Source organism: Streptomyces buecherae, assembly GCF_014295035.1.
GTDB lineage: Bacteria > Actinomycetota > Actinomycetes > Streptomycetales > Streptomycetaceae > Streptomyces > Streptomyces youssoufiensis.
This window is the reverse complement of record NZ_CP060404.1, coordinates 7,402,599-7,428,072: the sequence shown is the minus strand read 5'-3', so window position 1 is coordinate 7,428,072 and position 25,474 is coordinate 7,402,599. Positions and strand designations below refer to the sequence as shown.

26 protein-coding genes are annotated in these 25,474 nt (G+C 73.4%); 12 read left to right on the top strand and 14 right to left on the bottom strand.

Annotation, left to right across the window (positions count from 1 at the left end; all coding sequences use genetic code 11):
- Positions 1-129 precede the first annotated feature (129 nt).
- The 4 genes from H7H31_RS29675 (at position 130) to H7H31_RS29660 (ending at position 3,393) form a co-directional block, all read left to right on the top strand.
- Complete coding sequence (locus H7H31_RS29675; protein WP_187060916.1) at positions 130-897, top strand: SDR family oxidoreductase; 768 nt, start codon at positions 130-132, stop codon at positions 895-897.
- Positions 898-1,009: 112 nt separating this feature from the next.
- Positions 1,010-1,426: a hypothetical protein gene (locus H7H31_RS29670; RefSeq protein ID WP_187060915.1), complete on the top strand. Its 417-nt coding sequence runs from the start codon at positions 1,010-1,012 to the stop codon at positions 1,424-1,426.
- Positions 1,427-2,091: 665 nt separating this feature from the next.
- Positions 2,092-2,658 carry a TetR/AcrR family transcriptional regulator gene (locus H7H31_RS29665; RefSeq protein WP_187061621.1) on the top strand — a complete coding sequence of 189 codons (567 nt, stop codon included), beginning with the start codon at positions 2,092-2,094 and terminating at the stop codon, positions 2,656-2,658.
- Positions 2,659-2,790: 132 nt separating this feature from the next.
- Positions 2,791-3,393 carry a dihydrofolate reductase family protein gene (locus H7H31_RS29660; RefSeq protein ID WP_187061620.1) on the top strand — a complete coding sequence of 201 codons (603 nt, stop codon included), beginning with the start codon at positions 2,791-2,793 and terminating at the stop codon, positions 3,391-3,393.
- Positions 3,394-3,665: 272 nt separating this feature from the next.
- Here H7H31_RS29660 and H7H31_RS29655 read toward each other — a convergent pair whose 3' ends face one another.
- On the bottom strand, positions 3,666-4,721 hold the full coding sequence (locus tag H7H31_RS29655) for an EamA family transporter (protein ID WP_187061619.1): 1,056 nt from the start codon (positions 4,719-4,721) through the stop codon (positions 3,666-3,668).
- An 81-nt stretch (positions 4,722-4,802) separates the two neighbouring features.
- On the opposite strand from H7H31_RS29655, the gene H7H31_RS29650 reads away from it, so the two are divergent.
- A complete protein-coding gene (locus H7H31_RS29650; protein ID WP_261801408.1) occupies positions 4,803-5,276 on the top strand; it encodes an Lrp/AsnC family transcriptional regulator in 474 nt (157 codons plus the stop codon).
- Between the two features lie 180 nt (positions 5,277-5,456).
- Here H7H31_RS29650 and H7H31_RS29645 read toward each other — a convergent pair whose 3' ends face one another.
- The 4 genes from H7H31_RS29645 to H7H31_RS29630 form a co-directional block, all read right to left on the bottom strand.
- The gene (locus H7H31_RS29645; protein ID WP_187061618.1) at positions 5,457-5,975 is read right to left on the bottom strand and encodes an ArsI/CadI family heavy metal resistance metalloenzyme; all 519 of its coding nucleotides are present in this window, start codon (positions 5,973-5,975) and stop codon (positions 5,457-5,459) included.
- Between the two features lie 274 nt (positions 5,976-6,249).
- Entirely contained in the window at positions 6,250-6,843 is a 594-nt protein-coding gene (locus H7H31_RS29640) for a 3'-5' exonuclease (protein ID WP_187061617.1), read from the bottom strand.
- A 483-nt stretch (positions 6,844-7,326) separates the two neighbouring features.
- Positions 7,327-8,118 carry a serine/threonine-protein kinase gene (locus tag H7H31_RS29635; protein WP_187061616.1) on the bottom strand — a complete coding sequence of 264 codons (792 nt, stop codon included), beginning with the start codon at positions 8,116-8,118 and terminating at the stop codon, positions 7,327-7,329.
- Positions 8,119-8,313: 195 nt separating this feature from the next.
- Complete coding sequence (locus tag H7H31_RS29630) at positions 8,314-9,150, bottom strand: EamA family transporter (protein ID WP_187061615.1); 837 nt, start codon at positions 9,148-9,150, stop codon at positions 8,314-8,316.
- Positions 9,151-9,270: 120 nt separating this feature from the next.
- Here H7H31_RS29630 and H7H31_RS29625 point away from each other — a divergent pair, with 120 nt between their 5' ends.
- Together H7H31_RS29625 and H7H31_RS29620 are read left to right on the top strand one after the other, a co-directional pair.
- Positions 9,271-9,846, top strand: a complete 576-nt coding sequence (locus tag H7H31_RS29625) for a helix-turn-helix domain-containing protein (RefSeq protein WP_187061614.1) — start codon at positions 9,271-9,273, stop codon at positions 9,844-9,846.
- 249 nt (positions 9,847-10,095) lie between these two features.
- Positions 10,096-11,514: an MFS transporter gene (locus tag H7H31_RS29620; RefSeq protein WP_187061613.1), complete on the top strand. Its 1,419-nt coding sequence runs from the start codon at positions 10,096-10,098 to the stop codon at positions 11,512-11,514.
- Between the two features lie 22 nt (positions 11,515-11,536).
- Here the strand turns inward: H7H31_RS29620 and H7H31_RS34685 are convergent, their stop codons facing one another.
- Positions 11,537-12,592 (bottom strand): sporulation protein, encoded by a 1,056-nt coding sequence (locus H7H31_RS34685; protein ID WP_187061612.1) that lies wholly within the window; start codon positions 12,590-12,592, stop codon positions 11,537-11,539.
- An 805-nt stretch (positions 12,593-13,397) separates the two neighbouring features.
- The gene (locus tag H7H31_RS29610) at positions 13,398-14,261 is read right to left on the bottom strand and encodes a helix-turn-helix domain-containing protein (RefSeq protein ID WP_187118161.1); all 864 of its coding nucleotides are present in this window, start codon (positions 14,259-14,261) and stop codon (positions 13,398-13,400) included.
- Between the two features lie 240 nt (positions 14,262-14,501).
- Here H7H31_RS29610 and H7H31_RS29605 point away from each other — a divergent pair, with 240 nt between their 5' ends.
- Positions 14,502-15,395: an alpha/beta hydrolase gene (locus tag H7H31_RS29605; protein WP_187118160.1), complete on the top strand. Its 894-nt coding sequence runs from the start codon at positions 14,502-14,504 to the stop codon at positions 15,393-15,395.
- Positions 15,396-15,499: 104 nt separating this feature from the next.
- The gene (locus H7H31_RS29600; RefSeq protein ID WP_187118159.1) at positions 15,500-16,714 is read left to right on the top strand and encodes a GDSL-type esterase/lipase family protein; all 1,215 of its coding nucleotides are present in this window, start codon (positions 15,500-15,502) and stop codon (positions 16,712-16,714) included.
- 121 nt (positions 16,715-16,835) lie between these two features.
- Here the strand turns inward: H7H31_RS29600 and H7H31_RS29595 are convergent, their stop codons facing one another.
- Together H7H31_RS29595 and H7H31_RS29590 are read right to left on the bottom strand one after the other, a co-directional pair.
- Complete coding sequence (locus H7H31_RS29595) at positions 16,836-18,332, bottom strand: alpha/beta fold hydrolase (RefSeq protein WP_232110138.1); 1,497 nt, start codon at positions 18,330-18,332, stop codon at positions 16,836-16,838.
- A 318-nt stretch (positions 18,333-18,650) separates the two neighbouring features.
- A complete protein-coding gene (locus tag H7H31_RS29590; RefSeq protein ID WP_187118158.1) occupies positions 18,651-19,196 on the bottom strand; it encodes a pyridoxamine 5'-phosphate oxidase family protein in 546 nt (181 codons plus the stop codon).
- Positions 19,197-19,494: 298 nt separating this feature from the next.
- Between H7H31_RS29590 and H7H31_RS29585 the strand changes: the two genes are divergently transcribed.
- Complete coding sequence (locus tag H7H31_RS29585; RefSeq protein WP_187118157.1) at positions 19,495-20,043, top strand: DapH/DapD/GlmU-related protein; 549 nt, start codon at positions 19,495-19,497, stop codon at positions 20,041-20,043.
- A gap of 52 nt (positions 20,044-20,095) precedes the next feature.
- Here the strand turns inward: H7H31_RS29585 and H7H31_RS29580 are convergent, their stop codons facing one another.
- Positions 20,096-20,560, bottom strand: a complete 465-nt coding sequence (locus tag H7H31_RS29580; RefSeq protein WP_232110389.1) for a GNAT family N-acetyltransferase — start codon at positions 20,558-20,560, stop codon at positions 20,096-20,098.
- Between the two features lie 105 nt (positions 20,561-20,665).
- Positions 20,666-21,334, bottom strand: coding sequence for an ATP-binding protein (locus H7H31_RS29575; RefSeq protein WP_187118156.1), 669 nt, complete (start codon positions 21,332-21,334; stop codon positions 20,666-20,668).
- A 206-nt stretch (positions 21,335-21,540) separates the two neighbouring features.
- Between H7H31_RS29575 and H7H31_RS29570 the strand changes: the two genes are divergently transcribed.
- Both H7H31_RS29570 and H7H31_RS29565 read left to right on the top strand, forming a co-directional pair.
- Entirely contained in the window at positions 21,541-21,780 is a 240-nt protein-coding gene (locus H7H31_RS29570; protein ID WP_187085814.1) for a DUF397 domain-containing protein, read from the top strand.
- Positions 21,781-21,865: 85 nt separating this feature from the next.
- Positions 21,866-22,771, top strand: coding sequence for a helix-turn-helix domain-containing protein (locus H7H31_RS29565; protein WP_187118155.1), 906 nt, complete (start codon positions 21,866-21,868; stop codon positions 22,769-22,771).
- Between the two features lie 38 nt (positions 22,772-22,809).
- Here H7H31_RS29565 and H7H31_RS29560 read toward each other — a convergent pair whose 3' ends face one another.
- The 3 genes from H7H31_RS29560 to H7H31_RS29550 all read right to left on the bottom strand — a co-directional run bounded on the left by H7H31_RS29560 (position 22,810) and on the right by H7H31_RS29550 (position 25,384).
- Positions 22,810-23,637: an SAM-dependent methyltransferase gene (locus tag H7H31_RS29560; RefSeq protein WP_176160737.1), complete on the bottom strand. Its 828-nt coding sequence runs from the start codon at positions 23,635-23,637 to the stop codon at positions 22,810-22,812.
- Between the two features lie 194 nt (positions 23,638-23,831).
- Complete coding sequence (locus H7H31_RS29555; RefSeq protein ID WP_187118154.1) at positions 23,832-24,266, bottom strand: sigma-70 region 4 domain-containing protein; 435 nt, start codon at positions 24,264-24,266, stop codon at positions 23,832-23,834.
- 35 nt (positions 24,267-24,301) lie between these two features.
- Positions 24,302-25,384, bottom strand: a complete 1,083-nt coding sequence (locus H7H31_RS29550) for a helix-turn-helix domain-containing protein (protein ID WP_187118153.1) — start codon at positions 25,382-25,384, stop codon at positions 24,302-24,304.
- Positions 25,385-25,474: the final 90 nt, after the last annotated feature.

Below are 25,474 nucleotides of genomic sequence, written 5' to 3'. Positions count from 1 at the left end.
ACACCCTCGCGCGGTGGCTTACGTCACACGAGCGTGGTTGTTACGCGTGCCCTGACGCGGGCGTCTGGTGTGCGTTGATGCGCCACCGCACCGACCCAGCACACGCACCCAGGAAGAGGGACAGGGAACATGAGCACCGTCAAGTTCGCCGTGGCAGGAGCGACCGGACGGCTGGGACGTCACGTCGTGGACGTCCTCGCCGAGCGGGGGCACCAGGTCGTGTCGATGTCCCGCGCCACCGGCGTGGACATCGTCACCGGTACGGGCCTGGCCGACGCCCTCGCCGGGGTCGACGTCATCATCGACGTCGCGTCGTGGCACGCCTCCGACCAGGAGGCGGCCACGGAGTTCTTCCGCACCGCCACGGCCAACCTGCACGAGGCCGGCCAACGCGCCGGAGTCGGCCACCTCGTCGCCGTGTCCATCATCGGCGCCGACAAGGCCACCGCCGGTTTCGTCGCCGCCCAGCAGGTGCACGAGGAAGCCACCCTGGCCGGCCCGCTGCCCGCCCGCGTCCTGCGGGCCGCGCAGTTCCACGAGTTCGTCGACCAGCTCCTGGACTGGCGGCAGGGCGACGTCGCCTACGTACCGGCCCTGCCCACCCAGCTCGTGGCCTGCCGCACCGTGGCCGAGACGCTGGTCGACCTGGCCACCGACGCCGACGCGCCCGGCCCGGCGGCGCCCGACACGCCGATCCCCGAGGTCGCCGGGCCCCGCCGGGAGGTCATGGCCGAGGCGGCCCGGCTCCTCGGCGCCCGCCGCGGCATCGACGTCGTCGAGGTCGACGGCGCCGGCATACCCGACGCCGAGATCGCCGCGGCCGGCGGGTTCCTGCCCAGCCCGCACGCCAAGCTCGCCGGTCCCACCTTCCAGGAGTGGCTCGACGCCCGCGCCTGACCCTCCCGAACCCGCACCGAGGGGGCGGCCCGACGCGGGGCGGGCTGAGGCCTTGCGCACGGCCCGCCGCGCCGCCCCCACCAGCACCCCTGACCCACCACGGAGAGACGCGATGCCATCACCGACCCAGCCACCTGCCCCGGCCCGCGCGGCGCGGGGCCGGCCTCCCCGGTTCTTCGGCCTGATGAAGGCGACGACGGCCTTCCTGGCCGCCACGCTGCTGGTGCAGGGGATCACCGCCGGACGCCTCATGTCCGGCACGGACGGCAGCGAGGTGCACCACACCACGGGCGCCTTCGTCACGGTCGCGCTGGTCCTCCAGACGACCGCCGCGGTCCTGGCCTGGCGGGCGGATCGCGCGACGGCGCGGTACCTGGCCACCACCGTGGTGCTGCTCGCGTTGACCAGCGTGCAGTTCGTGGTCGGCGGCAGCGGCGACCTCTCCCTGCACGTGCCGCTCGGCGTGGCGCTGTTCGGAGCGGGCGCCGTCCTGATGACACAGGTGTGGTCGGCCCGTACCACCCCGTGACTGCGAACGCCCCGGGGGCGCGGCGCCCGGCCGCGCCCCCACGGACGAGCCCGACGACCTGCCCGCCGATCCCGGCCATTCCGTTCCGGCGCGGCCGACGTGGCCGGGACGCCGCACCGACACCGCCGCGCGCGGGACAACACCGTTACGTATCGCGGGGTCTGTCGTACGTCGTTGGGGTCGGGGAACTCGGGTCGCCAGGGCCGCCACGGCGTTCCTCCGGTTCCGTTCCGTCGGCCACGGTCACAGAATCGACGACACTGTAGAGGCCGGTAGGCCCGATCGCGCCAGCGAGCGCTCACACCGCGTCGACCCGCTTCCCTGCCCCGAAGGAAGGATGGCGCGCCACAGACCCGCCGAGGCCCCGTACGCCACCCCGGCCACGCCGCCACCGGCGCCGCCTCCCGTCGACGCCCGCGCGGCCAGCCCCCCACCTCACCCTCTGACGGTGGCGCGCGCCTCGAACCCGACGAGCGCGGCCCGGAAGGGGACCCGACCAGGCTCGAAGCCCTCTGAGTGATTGGTCAGTACCTCGCGCCGCCCCGCCCCCGCGCGCTCCCCACCACCGCGCCGACCTGGCCGGGCGCCCGCCGAGCACGGCCCCTGGGCGTCCCCCGGCCGGCGCCTCGCTTGGCGCGCCGGGCGCTCAGTGGTTAAGTAGTCACATGACGAGATCGCCGGCTGGGCGCCAGCTTTCGACGGCGGAGGAACGGCGCGAGACGGTCCTGCGGACCGCCGTCGGCGCGTTCGCCGCCCGTGGGTACTACGGCACGACGACGGGCGAGGTCGCCAAGGCCGCCGGCATCTCCCAGGCATACGTGTACCGGCTGTTCCCCGACAAGGAGACCCTGTTCGTGGCCGTGATCGAGCACTGCTCGACGCGGATGCGCACGGCCTTCGCCGAGGCCGCGGCCCGGGCGACGAGCAGCGATCCGGCCAGCGTGCTGGACGCGCTGGGTGACGCGTACGCGCGGTTGGTCGCCGACAAGGACCTGTTGCTGGTGATGTTGCAGGCCAAGTGCGCGGCGAGCGAGCCGGCCATCGGCGACGCGGTCCGCGCGACCTACGCGCGCGAGGTCGAGTACGTGCGAGCGGTCTCCGGCGCCGGCGAGGAGGACATCCAGCGCTTCTTCGCCCGCGGGTTCCTGTGCGACGCGCTGATCGCCATGGGCGCGGACGAGGTCGACGCCCCGTGGTCGCGCACGTTGCTGACCGGAATCCGCCACTACTGAGCCGGCGACCGGGGCCCACACCGCCGTGCGCCGCGCCCGCGAGAAAAACTTCGGCGCAGGATGTCGAGAACCCGATCCCGGCCACGTCCCCGCTACGGCACCCGCCAGGAACGTGCGAAGGAGACGAACGACATGAGCAAGGTCACCACCGGCGCCACCACGATGTCCCTGGACGGCTACATCGCCGGCCCCGAGGAGAGCGGCTTCGACCTGCTGTTCCAGTGGTACGGCGACGGTGACGTCGAGATCCCGTCGGCCAGCCCCGACGTGCCGCCGCTCCGCGTCTCCGCGGCCAGCGCCGAGTTGCTCAGGCGGGAGTGGGCGAACACCGGCGCGCTGGTCGTCGGCCGGCGCCTGTACGACATGACGAACGCCTGGGGCGGGCGCCACCCGATGAACGTGACCACGGTCGTGCTCACCCACCAGCGCCCGGACGACCGGCCCGAGGACGACGAGAACTTCGTCTTCGTCACCGACGGCATCGAGTCGGCGGTGGCCAGGGCGCGGGAGTTGGCCGGCGAGAAGGACGTCGCGGTCAACGGCGGGGAGATGGCCCGGCAGTGTCTGGCGGCCGGCCTGCTGGACGAGGTCGGCGTCGCGCTGGTACCGGTCATCCTGGGTGGCGGAAAGACGCTGTTCGGCGAACTCGGCACCGTGCCGGTGCGGTTCGACGGGCCCAGCACCGTGATCGACGGCGGCGGCGTCACCCACCTGCGCTACCGGGTCAGGAAGTAGGCCACCGGCCGGTCACCGCGCCCGCGCGCGGTGGCCGGCCGGTGTGGGTCGGCGAAGGTCCAGCAGGGCCGCTCCGGGTTCCGGACGACTCGGCTCCGGTGGCCGAGAGGACCCGCCCGCCCCCGTACGCCATGACGGTGGCTCCCCTGGGCCGAGTGCGCCGGGCCGCCTCCGACCCGGTCGCGCCCGGCCAACGCCCGCCCGGTTGGAGCGGGTTCCGTCAGCGCCCGGTCAGGGAACGGCAACCGAGGCGGGCACGGCGCGCCGCGGGGTCACCGAGATGAACCCTTCGGCACGGACGACTCGGTGGCCGGATCGGACGCCGCTTCGGAATCCGCCGCTTCGGCATCCGGCGCTTCGGCGGCCGACGCCCCGGGCGAGTCGCCGGGCGGGGCTCCCCGACCCTTGATGCGTCGCGTGATGGCCTTGCCGCCGACGATGAGCACCACCGCGCTGACGATGACGGCCCCGCCGAGCAGCAGGTTCGGGCTGAGTTCCTCCTCGCCGAGCAGGGTGCCGAGCGCGACGGCGACCACCGGGTTGACGTACGCGTAGGTGGCCATCGTGTCGTTGGGCAGGGTCGCGTTGGCGTAGCCGTACGCCGTGAAGGCGAGCATGGAGCCGGCGACGACCAGCCACAGGAACCCGACGATCGACTCGGTGGAGACGTTCGCGAGCTCCAACTCGCCGAACTCGCCCTTGACTCCGGCGAGGGCGACCAGCAGCACCCCACCGATCACCATCTCCAGCGAGGCCACCACCAGCGGGTGGGGCGGCAGCGAGGCGCTGCGGGCGTAGACCGACCCGGCCGCCCAGCACAGCGACCCGATGAGGACGAGTATCGCGCCGCCGGTGTCCACGTCGGCGCCCGGCCCGCCCACGAGGACGCCGACGCCCACCGTGCCGAGGAGTAGCGCGAGGGTCATGGTGAGGGTGACCCGCGTCTTGGTCACCGCGGCGTTGATCAGGACCATCCAGACCGGGACGGTCGCCACGATGAGGGCGGCGAGGCCGGAGTCCACGGTGGTCTCACCGACGCTGAGCAGACCGTTGCCGCCGACCAGCATCAGGGCGGCGACGACGAGGGCGGAACGTACGTGCAACTTGGTCGGCCGATTGGCCCCGCTCGCGTGGCGCGGCGCGACGATCGCGTACATCACCACGCCCGCGATGAGATAGCGGAAACCGGCCATGAGTAGTGGGGGGATGGTGTCGACGGCCATCTGGATGCCGAGGTACGTGGACCCCCACACGACCCACACCGTGACCAGGGCCAGCCAGGGTAGGAGGGAGCGGCGCGTAGACGTCAACTTAGGCTCAGTGAGCATCTGGCCTCATTTACTAAGGCAAGCTACGTAGTATGGCTATGCGAGGGTAAGTTGATCCGCCACGGAGGGCAAGTTGTCACTATGACACGACAGCTGGATGACATTGATCGGACGATCCTTCGGGCGATGACGACGGACGGCCGGCAGACCATCCGGGCGCTGGCGCGGATCGTCGGGCTGTCCGAGCCGTCAGTTCGTGAGCGCCTACAGCGCCTTGAGCGCGACGGCGTCATCACCGGGTACCGCGCGGAGCTCGATCCCGCGAGCGTCGACGCGACCACGGCGGCCTTCGTCGCGGTGCGCTTCGAGCCCAACCAGGACGCGAAGGACCAGATCAACAAGCGGCTCGAACACGAGGACTGCGTGTTGGAGGTGCACGAGGTGGCGGGCGAGGACTGCTACTGGCTCAAGGTGCGCGTGTCCGGTACGCACGCGCTGGCCGAGTCCCTGGACCGCATCCGGGCGATCCCGTCGGTACGCAGCACGAGCACCACCATCGTGCTGCGTACGGTCTTCGAACGACCGTTGGGCCCGGACACCGCGCGCCCACGGTAGGACCAACCGACACCGCCTCGCCCCGGCGATCCGGCCGCCCCGGCGGCGGGTCGCGACAGCCGAGTGGCGCGCGCGAGCGCCTTGGCGAGGCGCGGGGCCAGGGCGGCCGTGCCCGGGCGGTCCGCCGCCGGGGCGTGTCGAGGGGGTGCGCCGGGGTGGGTCGCGTCGACGGCGCGTGGCTCAGCCGGCGTCCGCCGCGCCGGCGCAACAGGCCGCGCCGGCGCTCGCGGTGGGGCCTGCCATGGGGTGCGCGTCCTCCGCCGCGGCGGGCGGGTTCGACTCGGCCTCCACGGGCGCCTGAGGGGATGACGTCGCGCTGGCGCCGAGGGTGTCGGCGTCCGCCTTCACGACGTAGACCTCCCACGGCTCGCGGCCCGGGCCGTGCACCCACACCTTGTCCTGTACGGCATAGCAGCAAGCGGTGTCGTTCTCTTCGAACGTGGCCAGGCCGGCCTCCTTGAGCCGGTCGGCCGCCGCCGTGACCTCCGCCGTCTCGGAAACCTCGATGCCCAGGTGGTCCAGCGCGGTCGGCTGCCCCTGCTCGCCCTCGATGAGGACGAGCTTGAGCGGCGGGGAGGCGATGGCGAAGTTGGCGTAGCCCGGGCGGCGCTTGACGGGCTCGGCGCCGAAGAGCTTGGAGTAGAAGGCGATGGAGCCCTCCAGGTCGGCGACGCGCAGGGCGAGCTGGATGCGGGACATGGCCCCTCCAAAAGAGTGATGACGTTCCGTCGTACAGCACGGGCGGCGCCGGAGGCGGCACGCCTGTCGGGCCGTGCGAACCCCGGAACGGCCAACCGGACCACCGGCCGGCGGACCCCACAGACGGCCGAAAACCTTCGCCTCCGCCCTCGTCAGCATGCGCCCTGATTCGATGAACATCAATACAGCGCGACGGGCGGGGCCAGCGATCGATACGCCCCGCCCGGAGGCCGTGTGCCCGGTCGCCGAACGGGGCGGGGCGCGGCTCGCGAGCCTAGAAGCAGCCGGCGGGCAGGGTGGCGCCGCCGGCGTACAGGTGCCTGATGGCCGCGGCGAAGGAATAGCAGTCGAAGAGCGCCGAGTGCTCCTCGCCGGCGAAGGGCTTGGGCAGCCCCAGGACCTTCCACAGGCGGCCCACGTTGGCCTCGGCGGTCGCCGGCGCGAGGGTGTTCACCCAGGGGCGCACATTGAGGAAGTGGGCGGCGAGAAATCCGCTCTTCACCTCTTCGCCACGCGCACGCGCCCAACCCACGTTCTCCCCGAGGACGACCATGTCGTTGCCGTACGAGAGGACGGACTGGCCGCGGCAGAACGTGAGGAAATCGCCGAGCGCGGCGGCCGGCGACAGCCCGTCCCGGTCGACCTCCTCCTGTGTGATGCCGGTGAGGCCGGTGAAGTACGGGGACAGCTCGGGATTGACCACGGGACGCACCAGCACCTCGAACTCCTCGGCGACGGTGAGGTCGTCCCGCAGGCGTAAGGCGCCGATCTGCACGATTTCCCGGAGTTGCCCCGGCGCCGCCCAGTCCTGCCCCAGCGCCCCGGGCCACGTGGTGAATTCGAGGTCGAAGATGACAAAGGTCGACAAAGCAGCTCCTCCTAGCGCGGAAATTCCGGAACTCAGGTCGCCGATGCGGGGCACGGGGTGGGAAACACGTACGGAAAGCCGTCCGGAATCCGTCGGGAAGGCGGTCGTCCGCTCTTTTCCAGCGCCCTGGCCTTTCGCGGTGGCACCTCGCGGGGAGCCATGCGGTGCGCTCCGCCGGAGCCCCGGAAAAGGCGCGGCACGACGCCCCGCGAAAGGCGTTGAGATCTGGGCGTCATCGTATCGGCGGCGGGCGTCGCCCCCTCTTCATCCCGGCGCTTCGCCACTCAGTGGACACGCGCCGTTGTGGTGCGGTTTTCCGCACTTCGCCGTCCGTACGCGAACCGGGGCCGACGCCCCGCCAGGCGGCGTGCGAAAGGGACGTAGCACCGCCGCGCGAGGTGGCCGGCGGACGCGGCGGGACGGGACGGGCGACGCGGAGTCGGCGCTATCCGGCGGGGTGGGCGCACCGTGGCGCCGGCGCCCTCACGCGCCGGCGTCGTGCCGGTCCGCGCGGGGCATGGAAGCGTCGCCGCTCAGTCGCTCGGGGCCGCCGCAACCGGGGCTGGCGTAGTCCGGGCTGGCGTAGCCGATGCGCGGGCGCTGCGGGCGGCGGTCGGTCCGCCGCCCCGGTCGCGCCTGTTCGCGCTCGGCCAGTCGGGCCCGCAGGAAGGGCAGCATGCCGCGCTCCAACAGGGCCCGCTGCCAGGTCTCCCGGGCCTGGTCCACGGCGGAGGCGCGTGCCGCGCGGTCCGGGCCCGGCCGGGGTATGGAGCGGTGTCGGAGGGCCGTGACGAGGAGGCCGGCCAGCGCCGCCGCCCCGGTCAGCACGGCGATCACGGCCGCGGTCCAGCCGGCGCGTACGAGCGCGTCGGCCGTCTCCGGCACCGCGTCCGCGACCTCCAGGACGTGGCCGAGCAGCAGGAAGACCACGGCCGCCATGCTGGCCAGCAGCGGGGCGAGGACGGCGAGAGCGGGCAGCAGCCTGCGGCGCGCCCGCACCCACCGGCCGACCGGCGGCACCCGGCGGGGCCGCATCGCGGCCGAGCCCCCGCCGGCGTCGGCCCGCGCGCTGAGGTAACGCGCGTACTCCGGCGCCGCGTTCGCCGCGATCTCCGACCGGCTGGCCTCGACGCGCTCGCGCAGCCAGTCGGCGAGGGCGGTGGTGTGGACGCCACGACGCAGCCGCGTACGCATCTCCGTGGTGGCCAACGCCCGGTGCAGCACGTCGTCGAAGTCGGCCCGGTCTTCGCCGCGCAGCTCGGGCGCGCTCGTCATGGTGCTCCCCCGGGTCGTGGGCGGAGCTGCCGCGTCCGCCCTTCCGTTGTGCTGTTCTCCGCGAGCCTTCACCGTTCCCGTCGAGGCGTCGCGTCCCACAAGACCTCGAAATCTACAGCACTGTAGAAACCCGGGGGGCGGTAATGCGCCAGCGACCGGCCGGCCGCGCCCACCTCGGCCACCCAGCGGGAGTGGTCAGGTCAGGGCGAGGAGACTGACGGCGACGGCGGCGGCGCCCAGGCCGACCCACTGGCCTCGGTGGATGCGCTCCGCCAGGACGCCGCGGGCGAGCAGGACGGTGCCGGCCGGATACAGGGCGGTGATCACGGCGACGACGGCCAGGTCACCGCTGCGCGCGGCGAGCAGGAACAGCAGGTTGGCGACCGAGTCCAGCATGCCGGCCGCCGCCGAGATCGCGTACGCGGGCCGCTCCGGACCCAGCCGCCGGAACATGACCCCGGCGGCGGCCAGGGTGACGGCGGAGGACACGGCCCGGCCGACGATCAGCGGGCCGACGCCGCTGTCGGAGGGCGCCTGGTGCAGGAAGACCAGTTGCAGGGCGATGGCGGCCCCGGCGCCGAGGGCCAGCAGCAGGGCGGTACGCGACGGCCGCGCCCTTCCGGCGCCGTGCCCGGCGCTGACCAGCACCACCGCCGCCAGCGCCAGCGGCAGTCCGACCAAGCCGGTCAGCCCCAGGTGCTCGCCCTGCACCAGGCCCACGCCGACCGGCAGCATCGCCGAGACCAGCGCGGTCACCGGGGACAGGACGTTCATGGGCCCGATCGCCAGCGTGCGGTAGAGCAGGGCGAACGCGGCGGCCGAGGCGACGCCGGAGGCCGCGCCCCAGGCGAGGGTGGCGGGGGCGAAGGAGGCGCCCAGGAAGGGCCACAGCAGCAGTTCGACGGTGAGCGAGGCCGGGGCCGCGATCATGACGGTGCGCAGGACATGGGCCTTGCGGGCGCCGAGACCGCCGAGGAAGTCGGCGCATCCGTAGGCCAGGGAGCTGCCCAGGGCCAGCAGCAGAGCGATCACAGGCGGCACTTCCCTTACTATCAGTGGAACGACCACACCGTACAACGTAACGACCGAAGGTCTCCATCAAACGACCGCACGGTGCGGTGCTCCGATCCGCCGACCGAAGGGGCGACAGCGATGGCCGAGACCGAGGCGGCGCTGCGGACGCTCGCGCACAACGTCCGCGCGGCCCGCACCCGCGCCGGCCTCTCCCTGGACGAACTGGGCCGCCGCGCCAAGGTGAGCAAGGGCGCCCTGGTCGCCCTGGAGAGGGCGCAGGGCAACCCGAACTTCGCCACCCTGGTCCGCCTCGCCGACACCCTCGGCGTCTCCGTCTCCGCGCTCATGGAGGGCAGCCACGAGCAGCGCGTCCGGGTGGTGAGCGCCGACGCCGTCATGCCCCTGTGGAAGGGCGAGCGGGGCGGCGAGGCCCGGCTGATGCTGACCACCAGCGGGCCCGCGCCCACCGAGGTCTGGCGGTGGACGCTGGAACCCGGCGAGGAGTACCCCAGCCACCCCCACCAGGCCGGCGTCGCGGAGACCATCAGCGTCACCGCCGGCCGCATGGTGCTCGTCGTGGACGGCGTCGAGCACCCGGTCGCGGCCGGACAGACCGCCACCTTCGACGCCGCCCACGCGCACGCCTACCGCGGCTCGGGCACCGAACCCTGCCATCTGATCATGACCGTCCACCTCCCGCCGGGCCCGGCGTAACGGCTCGACGGCTCGGCTGCTCGACCGCTCGCCGCCCCAACCGACCGGGCGCCACCGACCGACCGCCGCCGCGCGGCGGCGAGCCCGAGCCCAACTGGCGGGCGCGGCAGCTCCGTTCGAGGGCACGGCGACCGGCCCCGGCTCCTGCCCCCACCGCCGCGGTTTCACCTCATGCCAACACGTGCGCCCTTGCGCACATGATGGCTAGAGTTGACGGGCGAGCAACCGGCCACCGGCGGAGGGAAGGCCATGCTGTCCGTGTTACGCCGCCACCGCGGCTACCGCCGCCTGTTCACCGCGCAGGTCATCGCGCTCGTCGGAACCGGCCTGGCCACCGTGGCGCTGAGCCTGCTCGCCTACGACCTCGCCGGCTCACACGCGGGATCGGTCCTCGGCACGGCACTGGCGATCAAGATGGTGGCCTACGTCGGGCTCGCCCCGCTGATCAGCGCCCTGGCGCGACAACTGCCGCCGCGCCCGCTGCTGGTGAGCGCCGATCTGGTCCGCGCCGCGGTCGCCCTCGTCCTGCCGTTCGTGAACGCGGTCTGGCAGGTCTACGCGCTGATCTTCGTCCTCCAGGCGGCCTCGGCCACCTTCACGCCGGCCTTCCAGTCGCTGATCCCGCGACTGCTGCCCGTGGAGGACGACTACACCCGCGCCCTGTCCCTGTCGCGCCTGGCCTACGACCTGGAGGTCCTGTTCAGCCCGCTGCTGGCCGCCGCGCTGCTGTCACGGATCACCTACGACTGGCTCTTCCTCGGCACCGTGACCGGCTTCCTCGGCTCGGCCGCCCTCGTCCTGTCCGCCGCCCTCCCGGGGCCCGCGGCGGCCCCCGCCGACGGCACCCCCGGGCTCGCGGCCCGGATCACCCGCGGCACGCGCGTCTTCCTGGCCACGCCGCGGCTACGGGCGCTGCTCGCCCTCACCCTGGCGATCGCGGCGGGCGGCGCGATGGTCATGGTCAACACCATCGGTTACGTACGCGACCACCTCGGGCGCGCCACGTCCGACGTCCCGGTGGCACTCGGCGCCTACGGGGCGGGCTCCATCGCCGCGGCGCTGCTGCTCCCCACGCTGCTGCGCCGCGCCAGCGACCACGCGCTGATGCTGCCCGCCGCCTTCGCGTCCGCCGCGCTGCTGCTCGCCCTCGCCGCCCTCACCCGGACGGGGACCGGCGCGTGGCAGTGGCCGGTCCTGCTGGTGATCTGGTGCGCGTTCGGCGTCACCGAGTCGGTCATCATGACCCCCACCGGCCGGCTGATCCGCCGCTCGGCCTCCGCCGCCGACCTCAACGCCACCTTCGCCGCGCAGTTCTCGCTCGCCCACGGCTGCTGGCTGCTCACCTACCCGGTGGCCGGGTGGCTGGGGACGGCCGCAGGACTGGCCGTGGTGGCGCTGGTGTTGGGCGCGGTGGCGCTGGGCGCGGCGCTCGCCGCCTGGCGCCTGTGGCCCGCGCCCGACACCTCGTACCTGCCGCACGTGCACACCACGCTGGCGCACGGGCACCCGCATCTGGCCGACGCCCAGCCGGCGGGCGGCGGCTGGCGGCACACGCACGAGTTCGTCATCGACGACCTGCACGACCGCTGGCCCTGCGCCCCCGCCACACCTGAGCCCCGGCCGACCCTTCCCCGTTCCGGACCGCCCGAGTCCCCCGTCCACCGCTAGCCCGGCAAGCCCTCCGCCGCGCTCACGCCTGGCCGGCACCCTCGCCCGGCGCGGCCGTCACCGCGCCCCGCTGCGCGGGCGAACCGTCGTGCGGCACGTCCGTCGCGGGCTCGCCCAGCGGCGCCTGCTTCGCGCTTGCCGCGCCCCGCAGCGGGTCGCCGGCACCCTCGTCGGCCGGGGGAACGGGCCCGGGACCGTGGTCGGTCGCGGTGGCGGTCGAGGGGACGGGCTCGGCGCCCTGGCGTCCCGGCCGGGCGCGTCGACGGGTGGCACCGGGGTCGGACGGGGCGGGCAGGCTGTGGTGCCCGTGGCTGGCGACCATCTGGCGCACCCACACCTCGGCCGTGGCGTCCCAGTCGCGCCGGTCGGCGTCGCCGTGGCTGACGAGGTGTCGGTTGAGCAACCCGTGGCCGTGCGCGAACAGGCCGTCGGGCTTGTCCGCCTCCAGGATGACCTCCACGCCTCCCGGGTTGGCCAGGAACGTCACCTGCAACTCCCGCATGACCGCCGCGTAACGGGGGGCCGGGTGGAGCCCGATGACCTGGTACAGCGGGAGGCGTTGACTGGTGCCGTGGATCAGCCCGTGTTCCAGCCTGGCCGAGCGGAAGCCGAAGCCGAGCCGGTCGAGCGCGGCGAGCAGGGAGTCCTGGACGGGCAGCGGGGCCACCCGCAGCGGGACCAGGTCGCTCCTGCCCCTGGTCCCGGTCGCCGTGAGTTCGGCGCGCACGTCGAGCGTGACGTCCAGCGCCGCCCCGGACAGTTCGGTCACCGGGGTCTCCCACGGCAGCCGTACGTCGAAGAGGAGGCTGCGCTGCTCGCGCCGGCCGAGCCGGAAGCTGCCGGGCAGGGTGAACCGCGCGCAGACGGCCTCCGACGCGGACCCGCCCGCCCCCGGCGCGGCGCCGACCTGGGCGACCAGCTCCAGGGTGAGACGGTCGATGTCGCAGTCGGCGTTGCCGCCCAGCAACTGGAGTTGGCCGGTGAGACTGCCGCCGGGCAGCGCGGCCTTCGGCATGAGGGTCGCGTCGAGACTGGGGCCGCCCCGGCCGAGAGGGGCAGGCACCTTCGTGAACACCATCGCGGCGTTCTCCTTCACATGGGTGACGGGGGCGGGTACGCGACGCCGCACGCGGTCGCGGGACAACGATGGGTGCTCCACTGCCAGTTCGGCGACCGCGAGCAGCGCCCGTGGGCACCCGGCCGCACGGGCTTCGACCGCGCACCGGGCTCCCACCCGGTGCGTGCCCCGCCAGGCCCCGGCCCACCCCGCGCCCCGGCGACGGTTTCCGAGTGACCGGCGCATTGGGGCGCGTTCGCCGTGGCCTCGGGCGCCCGAGCGCACCCCCTCGCCCGCCCGTCACCCGGCCCACCGCATCCCCGTCGGGCACCGGCGGAGGCGGCGACGTACGGCACCCGCCACGGCGCCGCGCCCTCCCCGTACCCCCCGTTCGCGCCGCACAGTGGCGCCCCTCCAGACTCCGCGTTTCTACACAACTGTAGAAGCATAGAGGGATCGTCTGACCCCTCGCACGTTCTTTCGTCGGCGGCGACGAAACGGCCGACAGGGCGCCGCGGTCACCGACTCAACCGACCGCCCACCGCCCCCACGGGCCACACCGCGAACACACCCCCGCGCCGCCCCCGCACCCGCCCGTACCCCACTCCACACGAGCGCGAGCGCGCCCCTCATCCGAAGAGTACGCCGCCGCCGAACTGGCCGCGTGCGGTTATCCCTTGGCGCCACCTCGGCCCCCTCGGAGCGGCCGGCCGGGGCAGTGGAACGGCAGCCCGGACGGGCAGGACGACGCCCCCGGACGGAGTGAGCCGGTGCCGGGGGCGAGGGGCGCAGGTGGGGCTGCGGGGAGGAGCGAGGAGGGGAACGGCTAGCTTTCGGCGGCCGAGTGGTCGGCGCTCGCGGCCCAGGAGGCCAGGAAGCGGAGCCCGTCGTGCGAGGGCGTGCCCGGCTCGGCGGACCAGACGACGAGTTGCTGGTCGGGGTCGCTGACGCAGGCGAGCGCGTCCCAGTCCAGCGTCAGTTCGCCGGCGACGGGATGACGGAGCACCTTGCTGCCCCCGCTCCGCACGGCCACGTGGTGGTCGCCCCACCATTCGCGGAAATCCTCGTCCCGCATGGACAGTTCACCCACGAGGCTCGCCATGCGCTGGTCGTGCGGATTCCGTCCCGCCTCCCTGCGCAGCATGGCCACGGCGCTGCGGGCCATGCGTTCCCAGTCCGCGTGGAGCGTCCTGAAAGAGGGGTCACGGAAAAGCAGCCACACGTAGTTCCGCCGCTTTTCCGGCACCGCCTCGAAATCGGTGAGAAGCGCGGCGGCCAGAGGATTCCACGCGAGAATGTCCATGCCCCGGCCCAGGACGAATGCCGGACTCGTGGCGAGGTCGTCAAGCAGTCGCCGGAGTTGCGGCCGCACCCGCCGCGCGGCCATCCGACGAGGGCGGGCGGCGTCCTTGCCGGCGAGCTCGAACAGGTAGCCGCGCTCCTCCTCAGTGAGGCGCAGCACCTCGGCGAGAGCCTTGAGCACCGGGCTGGACGCCTGCCTACGGCCCTGTTCAAGGCGGGTGTAGTAGTCCGGGCTGATCGAAGCCAGCAGGGCGACCTCCTCCCGGCGCAACCCCCTGACCCGGCGCCCCGACCCCGCGTCGGGCAGCCCCGCCTCCCGGGGGCTCACCTCGGCCCTGCGGGCCTTGAGGAATTCCCCCAGCTCGTTCGAGTGCGCGTCACCGCTCATGACACAAGTCTCGCAGGAAACGCCACGCGTGTGAGGGGGCCGGCGCTGTCCCTGGACAGCCGTGTCCGGGTCCACGAGAGGGCCATTGTGCGGGCCGTCGGCGCGTGTGAACGTCGATTGTGTGGCCGCTGAAAGGTACTCGTCAGTCGGGCCACCGGAAGGCGGAAATCCCGTCGCGGAAGCGGACCGCTTTCCGTCACCACGTACCTCCACTCTCCGACGAAGGAAGAGGCCACGGTCATGAGGACGAACGTCACCTTTCCCAGCAGCGGGCTGAAGATCGCCGCGCACCTGTACACCCCCGAGACCCCGGCCACCGGGCCGGCACCGGCCATCGTCGTCGGCCACCCCATGACCGGCGTGAAGGAGCAGACCGCCGGCCTGTACGCCCAGCACCTGGCCGACCACGGCTTCGTCGCGCTGGCCTTCGATGCCGCGTACCAGGGCGAGAGCGAGGGCGAGCCGCACGGCCTGGAGGACCCGTTCCAGCGGGCCGACGACTTCCGGGCGGCCGTGTCCTACCTGACGACCAGGGACGACGTCGACGCCGAGCGGATCGGCGTGCTGGGCATCTGCGCCTCGGGGGGCTACGTTCCGTACGCCGCGCAGACCGACCACCGCATGAAGGCGGTCGCCACCGTCAGTGGCGCCGACGCGACGGAGTTCTTCCGCGCCGCGGACCCGGCGGGCTTCGCGGCCATGGTCGAGCAGGCCGGGCGGCTGCGCGGCGAGGAGGCGGCGGGCAGGCCGGCGACGCTGGTCAGCGCGCTGCCCGACGCGGTGGACGAGTCGACCCCCGCCGCCGCGCGCGAGTTCTACGACTACTACCGGACGCCACGCGCCCAGCACCCGCGCTCCACCGGCATGTGGGTGCTGCGCAGCGTCGACAAGCTGGACCAGTACGACTCGTACGCGGACGTCCACAAGATCGCTCCGCGACCGCTGCTGATGATCGCCGGCTCACGGGCCGAGACGCTGCCCTTCAGCCAGGGCGCGGTGGCGCACGCGGGCGACAGCGCCGAACTGTTCGTGATCGAGGGCGCCACGCACGTGGACCTGTACGACCGGAGCGAGTACGTCGGCCCGGCCGTCACCAGGCTCGTCGACTTCTTCGGCCACCACCTGGCGGCCTGAGCCGCCGCCGGACCCCCTCCGTACGGCGGGGCCCGGCCAGGCGCGTTCCCCGGCCTGCGGGGCCGCGGGCCGGGGACCAGCGCCGTGGTTGGCAGACTGGGCGCATGAACAGCGAGTCCACCCCCTCCGCCGAGCCCGCCGCCACGCCGCGGGCGGGCGACTGGATCACCACCCCCCTCAGCGCGGACCTCGTGCGGGGCGCGCTCGACCTGGAGCACACCGCGGACGGCGTGCTGCCGCACCGGCTGCCGGCCCGGGCCCGCGCGCAGTGCGCCGACGGGCAACTGGCCATGGCCGAGGCGCAGCCGTCCGGCGTGCGGCTGGCGTTCCGCAGCCGGGCCACGGCCATCGAGCTGGACGCCCTCCCCACCAGGAACGTCTACCAGGGCGCGCCGCCCCGCCCGAACGGCGTGTACGACCTGCTCATCGACGGCCAGCTCACCGACCAGGCCAGCGTCACGGGCGGCAACACCCTGCTGATCGACATGGCCACCGGGTCCCGCGAGACCCGGCCCGGTCCGGTCGGCACCCTGCGGTTCACCGGCCTGCCCGACCGCCTGAAGGACGTCGAGATCTGGCTGCCGCACAACGAGATCACCCACCTGGTCGCCCTGCGCACCAACGCGCCCGCGCAACCCGCGACACACCCGACGCGCCGGGTGTGGCTGCACCACGGCTCCTCGATCAGCCAGGGCTCCAACGCCGCGAGCCCCTCCACCACCTGGCCGGCGCTGGCCGCGGCGCGCGGCGGCGTGGAGCTGGTCAACCTGGGGCTGGGCGGCGGGGCGCTGCTCGACGCCTTCACCGCCCGCGCGATGCGGGACACCCCCGCGGACCTGCTCAGCGTCAAGATCGGCATCAACCTGGTGAACACCGACCTGATGCGGCTGCGCGCCTTCACCCCGGCGGTGCACGGCTTCCTCGACACCCTCCGCGAGGGGCACCCCACCGCGCCGCTGCTCGTCGTTTCCCCCCTGTTCTGTCCGATCCACGAGGACACTCCCGGCCCCGCGGCCCCCGACTACAGCTCGCTCGCCACGGGGCAGCTGCGCTTCGCGGCGACCGGCGACCCGGCGGAGCGGGCCGGCGGAAAGCTGACCCTCAACGTGATCCGGGACGAGTTGGCCCGCATCGTGGCCCAGCGCGCCGCCGACGACCCGCACCTGCACTACCTCGACGGCCGACTCCTCTACGGCGAGGCGGACTTCGCCGAACTGCCGCTGCCCGACGCGCTCCACCCGGACGCCGCCACCCACCGCCGCGTCGGCGAGCGCTTCGCGGCCCGCGTCTTCGCCGCGGACGGCCCGTTCGCCGCGTAGGGGCGGGCGACCGGCCGTCCGCGGCGACGCGGGTCCCGCCCGGCACGACGACGCGGGCCCCGAAGCGCCCGGCGCCCGCGTCGTCGCCAGCGCCGGCCCTACCGGGCCGTGCGCCGCGGTCTCAGTCCTCGCGGCTGGTCAGGTAGGCGTCGATGGCGCGCATCGTGTCCTGGGTCCCGCCCCTGCGGTAGAGCCAGTGCGCCACGACGTCCACCGTGAGCAGGGTCGCCTTCGGGTACGAGCGCGCCATGCGCCGCGCGCCTGGCAGCGGGGTCGCCAGGTCGTGGGTGGCGTTGGCCACCAGGACGGGTGGAAGGCCGCCCTTCGCCCGGGCGGGCTGGGGCAGCGGTGGCATGGTCCACCCCTGACAGCCGAGGACGGCGTCCAGGGCCTGGGCGTTGTAGCGGACGTGCGGGGCGGCCTTGGCGACCCGCTCGCGGATGGCCCGGTACTCGGCGTAGTCCCGGATGCGGAAGTCGTAGTCCCGGCACAGTACGAGTTGCGTCTCGAGGGAGGAGCCGCCGGGGACCCAGTGCACCTCGCCCCGGCCGGTGCGCAGGGCGGCCAACTGGCGTGCCGTCTCCTCCTGACTGCCCTTGCCGAGCGCGAAGGTGAGCAAGTCGGACAGGCGGTCCGCGTCCACCGGGACCGACGTCGGCCCGTTCGGGCCCGGCTCGCGGAGGGTGCCCGCGTCCGCCCGGGCGAAGAGTTCATCCGTCACGGCCGTCACGCTCTGCCCCTTGAGCGCACAGGCCGCGTCCCGCTCGCACCAGGCCGCGAGCCGCTTCAGGGTGTTGTTGGTGGTGACGCTGCCGTCCGTGAGGTAGCGCTCGGCGTTCGGCCTGGCCGGGTCCATCGCGCTGTCCAGGGCCAGCGCGCGCAGACGGGTCGGGAACAGGCGCGCGTAGCGCTCGCCGAGGAAGGTGCCGTACGAGTGGCCGATGAAGCTGATCCGGTGTTCACCGAGGGCGGCGCGGATGGCGTCCATGTCGCGGGCCACGCTCTCGCCGTCCATGTGCGCGGCGAGCGGCCCCGTCTCGCGGAGGCAACTGTCGGCCAACCGGCCGTTCAGCGCCCGCAGTCGGGCGAACTCAGCCGCGTTGGCCGGGCGGGACGGGGTCGCGTCCCTGATCGTCTCGTCGCAGCGGGCGCCCTGGCTGCGGCCGATGCCGCGCGGGTCGAAGCCGACCATGTCGAAGCGTCGGAGCATGGCCGGCTCGTAGCCGCTGATGGGATCGTCCGCGTACAGCGCGTCATCCGCTCCGGGCGCCCCCGGGCCGCCCGGGTTCGACATCAGGACGCCGATCCGCCGCGCGGGGTCGGTGGCCCGGTAGCGGGCGACGAAGATGCCGATCTTGGGCCCCTTGGGCTTCGACCAGTCCAGCGGCACCTTGACCGTCGCGCACCGCGCCCTCGGACTGGGGTCGGGATAGGGCGGGTCCGCCTTGGGACAGGCACCCCACCGAAGAGTCGACGTCGGCGAGTTGGCGCGCGATGGTCCGTCGCTGGCCGCCGCGCCGGGGGCGGCCAGGGTGGCGGAGGCCGCCAGGGCGAGGAGTACGGCGGGCACCCGCCGCCGCGCGCCCAACTGACCGCGCGTACGCATGCTCGTGTTCATGCGCGTCACTGTGACGGCCCCGCATGGTGGCCCCGCTATGGGCGCATGATGGGAACGTAACAACGCCCGCGGGCTGGGCACACCGCTCCGTACGCACGGCCAACCCGCCGACCGAACTCGTCCTCGCCGCCTGGCGGGTCGGCGGGCTGGCCGGGCCGAAGGGTTGGCGGGTCGCCGGGGGCGGAAGCGGTGCCGAAACCCCAGTGGCCACTCGACGAGGGACCGCCCCCGCCCGGCCCCCGGCCGCCCGGGCCCCACCCGTCAACTAGCCGGCGGCCGGGGGCGGAGGGCCTGGCGGCCGGGGCCCGGTCCGTACGCTCAGAAGGTCCAGCGCGTGTGGCTGTAGACGCCGCCGTCCCGGCCGAAGCCGTACGCCGTGTCCGGGGCCAACCCGAAGACCAGCACCTCGCCCTTCCGGATGCCGTCCGCCATGCCGAAGAAGGTGCCGTCGGGCGAGGTCATGTGGTCCCCGTACTTCGCCTCGTGGGCGGCGATGACCTCCTCCAGCAGCGCCGGGTCCGTCACGCGCTCGGCCACGCCCTCCGCGACGATGTCGAGCCCCTCGGTGAGCGCGTTGCGGCCGGTGGTGAGCGCGCAGTGCGGGTCGTGGGCGAGGTTCTTCGCCTTCTGCTCGCCGGGGCCGGTGGAGAAGTAGAGCGCGCCGTCGTGCCAGGCCCCGACCAGCGGGGTGACGTGCAGCCGGCCGTTGGGGCGCACCGTGGACAGCCAGAAGATCTCGGCCGCCGCCAACTGGCGAAGGGCCTCGTCCCACGCGACGGCCGTGACAGCCTCGGCGCCGGGGCGTGGGTTGGTCGCCGAGCTGTACCGGGCGTCCAGCTCGCCTACGGGTTCCGATGCGGGCATGCGGGTCTCCTCACGTTCTTTTGTTCTCCCCGTAACGATCAGCCAGCGTGGCGGGTTTCACCGCACTGTCCGTTCCTGGCGGGAGAGTTGCCGGCGACGAGGGTGCGTACGGCCACGGCGTTCGTGCCGCTCACCCGGGCTCACAACCAGACGTTGACCCTGACCTGCGTGTTCGTTGTTTGCTTCCCCGTCGTCCGGATCGCTTTGATGACGCGGTCAGCCGCTCGCCGGCCCGTCGCCGCGACCGACGGGCGCCACCCGACGACCACGCCCACCCGCCAGCACCGGAGGATCCCGCATGCCCGACGAAGACCGTCTCTACGTCCAAACCCCCGAGTTCGCGCGGGTGGCCGAGCGGATCGAGTACGTCACCACGCTCACGTCACGCCTGAACGTCCTGCCCTTCGACGACAAGGCCGGCCGCGCGGCCCTGCTCTCCGAGATCATCGGCAGGAAGTTGCCCGACTCCGTCACCGTCTATCCGCCCTTCTACACCGACCACGGGCTCCGCATCGACTTCGGCGAGCACGTCTTCGTCAACCAGAACTGCGTCTTCTACGACCAGGGCGGCATCCGCCTGGGCGACGGCGTCCTGATCGGTCCGAAGACCAACCTCATCTCGTCCGACCATCCGCTCCCGGCCTCCGAGCGCAGCGCGTTCATCACCCGGGCACCCATCACGATCGAGGCCAACGCCTGGCTGGGCGCGGCCGTGACGGTCCTCCCGGGGGTGACGATCGGCCGCGGCGCCGTGGTGGGCGCTGGCGCCGTCGTCACGAAGGACGTGCCCGCCAACACGCTGGTGACAGGGACGGCCGCGTTCGCGCGCAAGCGCTGGGACGACTGAGCGCGCGGGGCCGGCGGCACGCCCACCGGGGGCCACGGCCGCGGGGCGCCGCTCAGCCGATCGCGCGGCGGTAGACCTGCCGCGAGCCGCCCTCCGGCCCGGGGTCGGCGGCCTCCGCGGGGCTGAACCCCAGGCGCTCGTAGAAGACGCGTGCCCCGCTGGCCACGGCGCCCGGATGGTCCGCCCCGAAGGTGATGACCTCGACGCTGCCCGGCCCCCGGACGAACCTCCGCTCCGCGTCCGCCATGAGCGCCCGCCCCACACCGCTCCCCCGCGCCTGGGCCGAGACCACCAGCCAGTCCACGTGGTACGTCGGCGCCTGCCCGCCGAACAGCAACCCGCCGAGCAGTGGCGACTGCTCCGCTACGGCCACGAGCGCCGACGACCGACGTATGTGCTCCCGCACGGCGCGGTGGAAGCCCGGCTCGGCCACCATCGCCCCGAACCAGTGCTCGACCTGGGCCGCCAGCTCCAGGAAACCGGGGAAGTCCTGCTCGCGCGCGATTCTCGTAGTGATCACGGGGGCAGCTTCGCAGACGCGCCGACGGCCTCGGTCTGCCGCCGTCGGGAGGCGGCCCGCACGTCACGCCACCGGGCCGCCCGGGCTGTGCACGCGCCGGCCTCACACTCCCAGCAATGCTCGGGAGTTGGGCCCCGCCCCGGGCTGGTGACGGCGTGCGGTGCCCGGCGCACCGGGGGCCCGGTCGCCGTCGGAGCGGCAGGCGCCGGTGGTGTGGCCGCCCGTGCCGGTGATGGTCGGTATGCGGGCCCAGACGGTCTTGCCGGTGCTCGTGGGGTGGGACCAACCCCAGGACTCGCTGAGCCTGGTGATGATGTGCAGCCCGCGCCCCTGTTCGGCCAGCGGATCGTCGGGACCCACCACCGGGGCTCGCGGGCTGGGGTCGGCGACGGCGCACAGCAGGGCGTTGGCCTTGCGGATCAGGGCCAGCCAGGCGTGCTGGCCGGCATGCGAGTGGGCGGTGCCGAAGGCGTGTTGGTGGGCGTTGGCGACCAGTTCGGTGGTGATGATCTCGGCGTCGTCCAGGTAGGCACCCAGGTCCCAGGCCCGGAGCGTGGCCCGTACGAAGCGGCGGGACGCGGGGATGTTCTGGGCGGTGCCGTCGAGGCGTAAGGCGGACATGCTGCCAGTCGTCAACCCGAGCGCGCACGCCCAGTCCTGCTGGGCGCCACGCAGCAGTGCGCCGAGTTCGGGAGCCTCCCTTTCGGCCACTGGGGTCCGCGGGTGGCGCTGCCTGCCGCTGCGCGCTGACACGTGGGGGTCTGCCGGCATGGTTCATTCCTCCGAGGGATTTCCCAGTGAAGGCATCGAGTGGGGAAGCGTCCCCTGGATAGTGTCGCCTCTCAGCCGCTGAGGCAATTGCCTCTTGGAAATTGCCCCGATCGACTCACAGTGAAGCCATAGCGAAGGCTTTGGGCTGCCCGATCGCATTTCTCGGCGGATAACTTGTTCGAATTACGGCAGGAAAGTGGTGACCCGTGCAGCAGGTGCACAACGGAATGACGCCGGCCAGTGCGATTGCCGGCGTGACGTGGGTGAAGAGCCAGCGGACGGCGCAGGAGGGCCAGTGCGTCGAACTCGCGGCGCTCGCGGACGGCAGGGTGGCGATGCGCAACTCGCGCCACCAGGACGGACCGGCCCTTGTGTACACGCGTGACGAGATCGCGGCGTTCCTCGACGGCGCGAAGCGTGGCGAGTTCGACTTCATGATCGACTAAGTCGCCCCGCCTTCACGCCCAATGGCGTCAGCGCGCGCACTCCTCGGTGGAATACTGAGTCCGAGTCTTCCACCGAGGAGCGTGCATGGAAGCCGAAGCAGCCCTTCCGGCGTCACAAGCGGCCTTTCCGGCGTCGATCGAGCAGTACGCGGCCAAGGCGGGTCACGGCCCGGTCGTGGTGCGCGTGGCCCTGGCCAGCCACCTCCGGCAACGCCGCCTGGCCGCCAGCGTGTCCATGGAGCAGGCGGCCGCGCACCTCAAGGTCACGACGTCGAAGATCAGCCGCCTGGAGAACGGGCGGCGACCGTGCCAGCCATGGGACGTGGTGCGCCTCCTCCAGCTCTACGGGGCGCCGCAGGCCCACATCGACCAACTCGTCAAGCTCGTCGGCGTCTCCACCGAACCGGGCTGGTGGAGCTCGTTCGGGATTCCCAAGTGGTTCGAGCTGCTGGTGGGGTTGGAGGCCGCGGCGGAGCGCATTCGCATCTACGAGTCGATGCTGGTGCCGGGCCTGTTGCAGACCGACCACTACGCGTGGCACATATCCCACGGTGACCAGGACGACGAGGAGGCCCGGCAGCGCCTGGAGGTGCGCCTGCAACGCCAGCGCAACGTTCTCGACGGCGGTGGACAGGAGTTGTGGGTCGTACTGGAGGAGGCGGCGCTCTTACGCGCGGTGGCCCCGCGCCCGGTGATGCGAGCCCAGATGGAGCGCCTGCGCTCCCTGGCCGACCGCTCGGGCATCACCCTCCAGGTCGTGCCCTTCGACCAGGCCCGCTTCAGCCCCCGGGTGCCGTTCACCCATCTGCACTTCGCCGAGCCGGAGTTGGCCGATCTCGTCTACATCGAGCAGGTCGACGACGCCATCTACCTGGACAAGGCGGATGACGTCGAGAAGTACCGCGCCAAGCTGGACCACCTCTCGGCCTCGGTGCTCACCCCCGAGCAGACCTGCCGCAGGCTGGACGAGGCCATCCGCTTCTTCGAGTAGCCCGGCCCGCCGCTGTCGCCCCGCACCGGGGCGCGGGGTCACCCCGAGGTGCGGGCCACGCCCCCGTACTCGATCCACTCGTCGCCCGGCTGCTTGCGGACCAGGTCCGTGTCCTGGCGCCAGGTGGAGATCTCCACCAGGCCCGGGGGCACCAGGTGCAGACCCTCGAAGTACGCCGCCACTTCGCGCGGTTCTCGCACCCGGCCCCAGTCGCCGCCGGTGCTGCGCTGCATGAAGTCCGTGGTGGCCTGGCGGGTGGCGGGGTCCTCGCTGACGAGATGGCTGATGACCAGGAAGCTGCCCGGCGGCATCGCGGACACGACGCGGCGTACGAGCGCCGCGGGGTCGTCCTCGTCGCGGATGCAGTGCAGTACGGAGACGAAGAGCGCGGCCATCGGCTCGGTGAAGTCCAGCAACCGCCGCACGCTCGGATCACCCATGATCGCGTCGGTGTCGCGCATGTCGGCCTGGATGACGGCGGTGCGCGACTGGTCCTCAAGGAGCGCCCGCCCGTGCGCGAGGACGATGGGGTCCTTGTCGACGTAGACCACCCGGGCGGCGGGGTCGACCTGCTGCGCGACCTGGTGCACGTTGTCCTGGGTGGGCAGCCCCGAGCCGTGGTCGAGGAACTGGCGTATTCCACACTCCTGCGCCAGGTAGCGCACGGCCCTGCGTAGGAAGTGGCGGTTGTTCTGGGCGAGGATCTTCGTGCTCGGCGCGAGAGCGGAAAGCTCCTCGCACGCCTTGCGGTCGGCGGCGAAGTGGTTGCTGCCGTCGAGGTAGTAGTCGTACATGCGCGCCACGCTGGGCTGGCTCGTGTCCACGCCGCGCGGTGAGGCGGGGCTCCGCGCGAAGTGCCCGTCCATACAGCCCCCTTGAGGCGATCGCGGTTCGTCGAGCGCGCTCATCCTAGGTGGGGCGGCGCTGGCCTGACAGGTCCGGCCGAGACCCCGGCAGGCGCAGGGAAGTGAATCAGCCACAGTGATGGGCGCGGGGCGCAACCGTGCGCGCCGGGTTCGTCAACGTGCGCCCCCTCGCACTCCCGCGAAGCCGGGCTCGCTCACCGCGGCAGGTCCCGGAGAGCCGTCCGCAGGTGCGTCGCGATCACCGCCGGGTCCACGCCCATCAGTTGCGCGGACTGGTCGGTGGTGAGGGAGAGGCGGTAGCGCAGGATGAGGGCGTCCGCCTGGTCCGGGGGCCAGGCCCGGTGCAGCGTGTCGGGTGGCCGAGGGTCGCTCGCCCGCGCCGCCGCCTGCACGCGGGCGCGCAGCAACCGCCAGGCCACGGCGGGCAGACAGGCGCTTCGGAGCGCGCCGTCCCAGTTCAGGGCCAGGTCCCCGAGGGCGGCGGCCACCGCGTCCCGGCTCGCGGCCTCGTGGCGGAGCCGGACGCGGCTGTAGCGGTGGTAGAGCTCCTGGTGGCGGAGGCAGAAGGCGGTGTACTCCAGCGGCAGGCTGATGACCAGGGACGCCGGGTGGGCCGCGGTCGCCTCCACGGCTGGCGCTCGCTGGGGACACCCGGCCCGCACGGTCACTCACCCTCGTCCCGCCCGGCCGCGCCGCGCGGGGCCGGGCCGCAGTCGGCCAGGGTCTCCAGCGGGGCGTCCAGGGTGGCGAGCAGCGTGTAGTGCAGCCCCTCCCACACGGCGCGCAGGTCACCGGGGCGCGCTCCCAGGGCGGAGACGAGCGCGCTGAGCCGCGCCCAGTCGGGCACCTCGACGCCGGCCAACACGCGCTTGACCCACTCCGCGGACAGCGCCTCGCTGGCCTTGCACACCCGTTCCACGTCGGGGCAGGCGGCGGCCAGGTACAGGCCCATCACGGCCGCGTGCACCCGGCGGGCCGCCTCGTCCACCCCCACGCGCGTCCGGGGGGCCAGTCCGTGCGCGCTCTCCCACAGGTGGCGCACGTACTCCGGCCTCCCGCCGCACTCCCGCACCAGGGCCTCGACCACCGGCCAGGCCGCCGAGCGCTCCCCGCTGAGGATGCGCGAGATGTACGAGGGCGAGCGCCCGACCGCCCGGGCCAACTCCTGCAGGGAGCGGTCGCCGTGCAACTGGCTCAGCGCCGCCGCCAGGGCCCGCCCCGCGCGCTCCATCGCGGCGTGCTCCCCCTGGCGCGCCGCGCTCGCCCGGCCGGGGCTGATCCGGGGCGCCTCGTCGCGGCCCGCCCCGCGCTCGCGGTCGCGCCGCCCCAGGAGACGCCGCACCTCCCCCTCGCCCCACCGCGTGCGGGCCGTGTACGTGCTCACCGCCGCCGCGGCGGCCACCTCGTCCCAACTCCGCCCCGCGCGGCGCCCGTCCTCGACCGCCGCCGCGACGTAGCACTCCACCTCGCGGGCGAGCCTCCTGGCCCGCTCCAACACGGCCTCCAACGCGGCGCCGGCCTGCTCGGCCGCCAGCAGCGCCGCAACCTCCTCGGGCAGGCCCTCGGCGACCGACAGCGCCAGCCCCGTCGACACCGGCTGGCTCGACCGTTCGCGCTGGCCCTGCGAGCGCGCCCGCTGCGCCCGCCGCCGGCACGCCGTCGAGCAGTAGACCCGTCGACGGCCCGGCCCCTGGCGCACGTCCATGCCGCGGCGGCAGAACGCGCAGGCGTGCTTCACCTCGGACACCGGGAAACCACCTTCTCCCCCACCTCGTTTTTCTCCCTGACGTGCTGCCATTTCCGCGCCGCGCGGGACAGCAATGTCAGTTCATCGCCC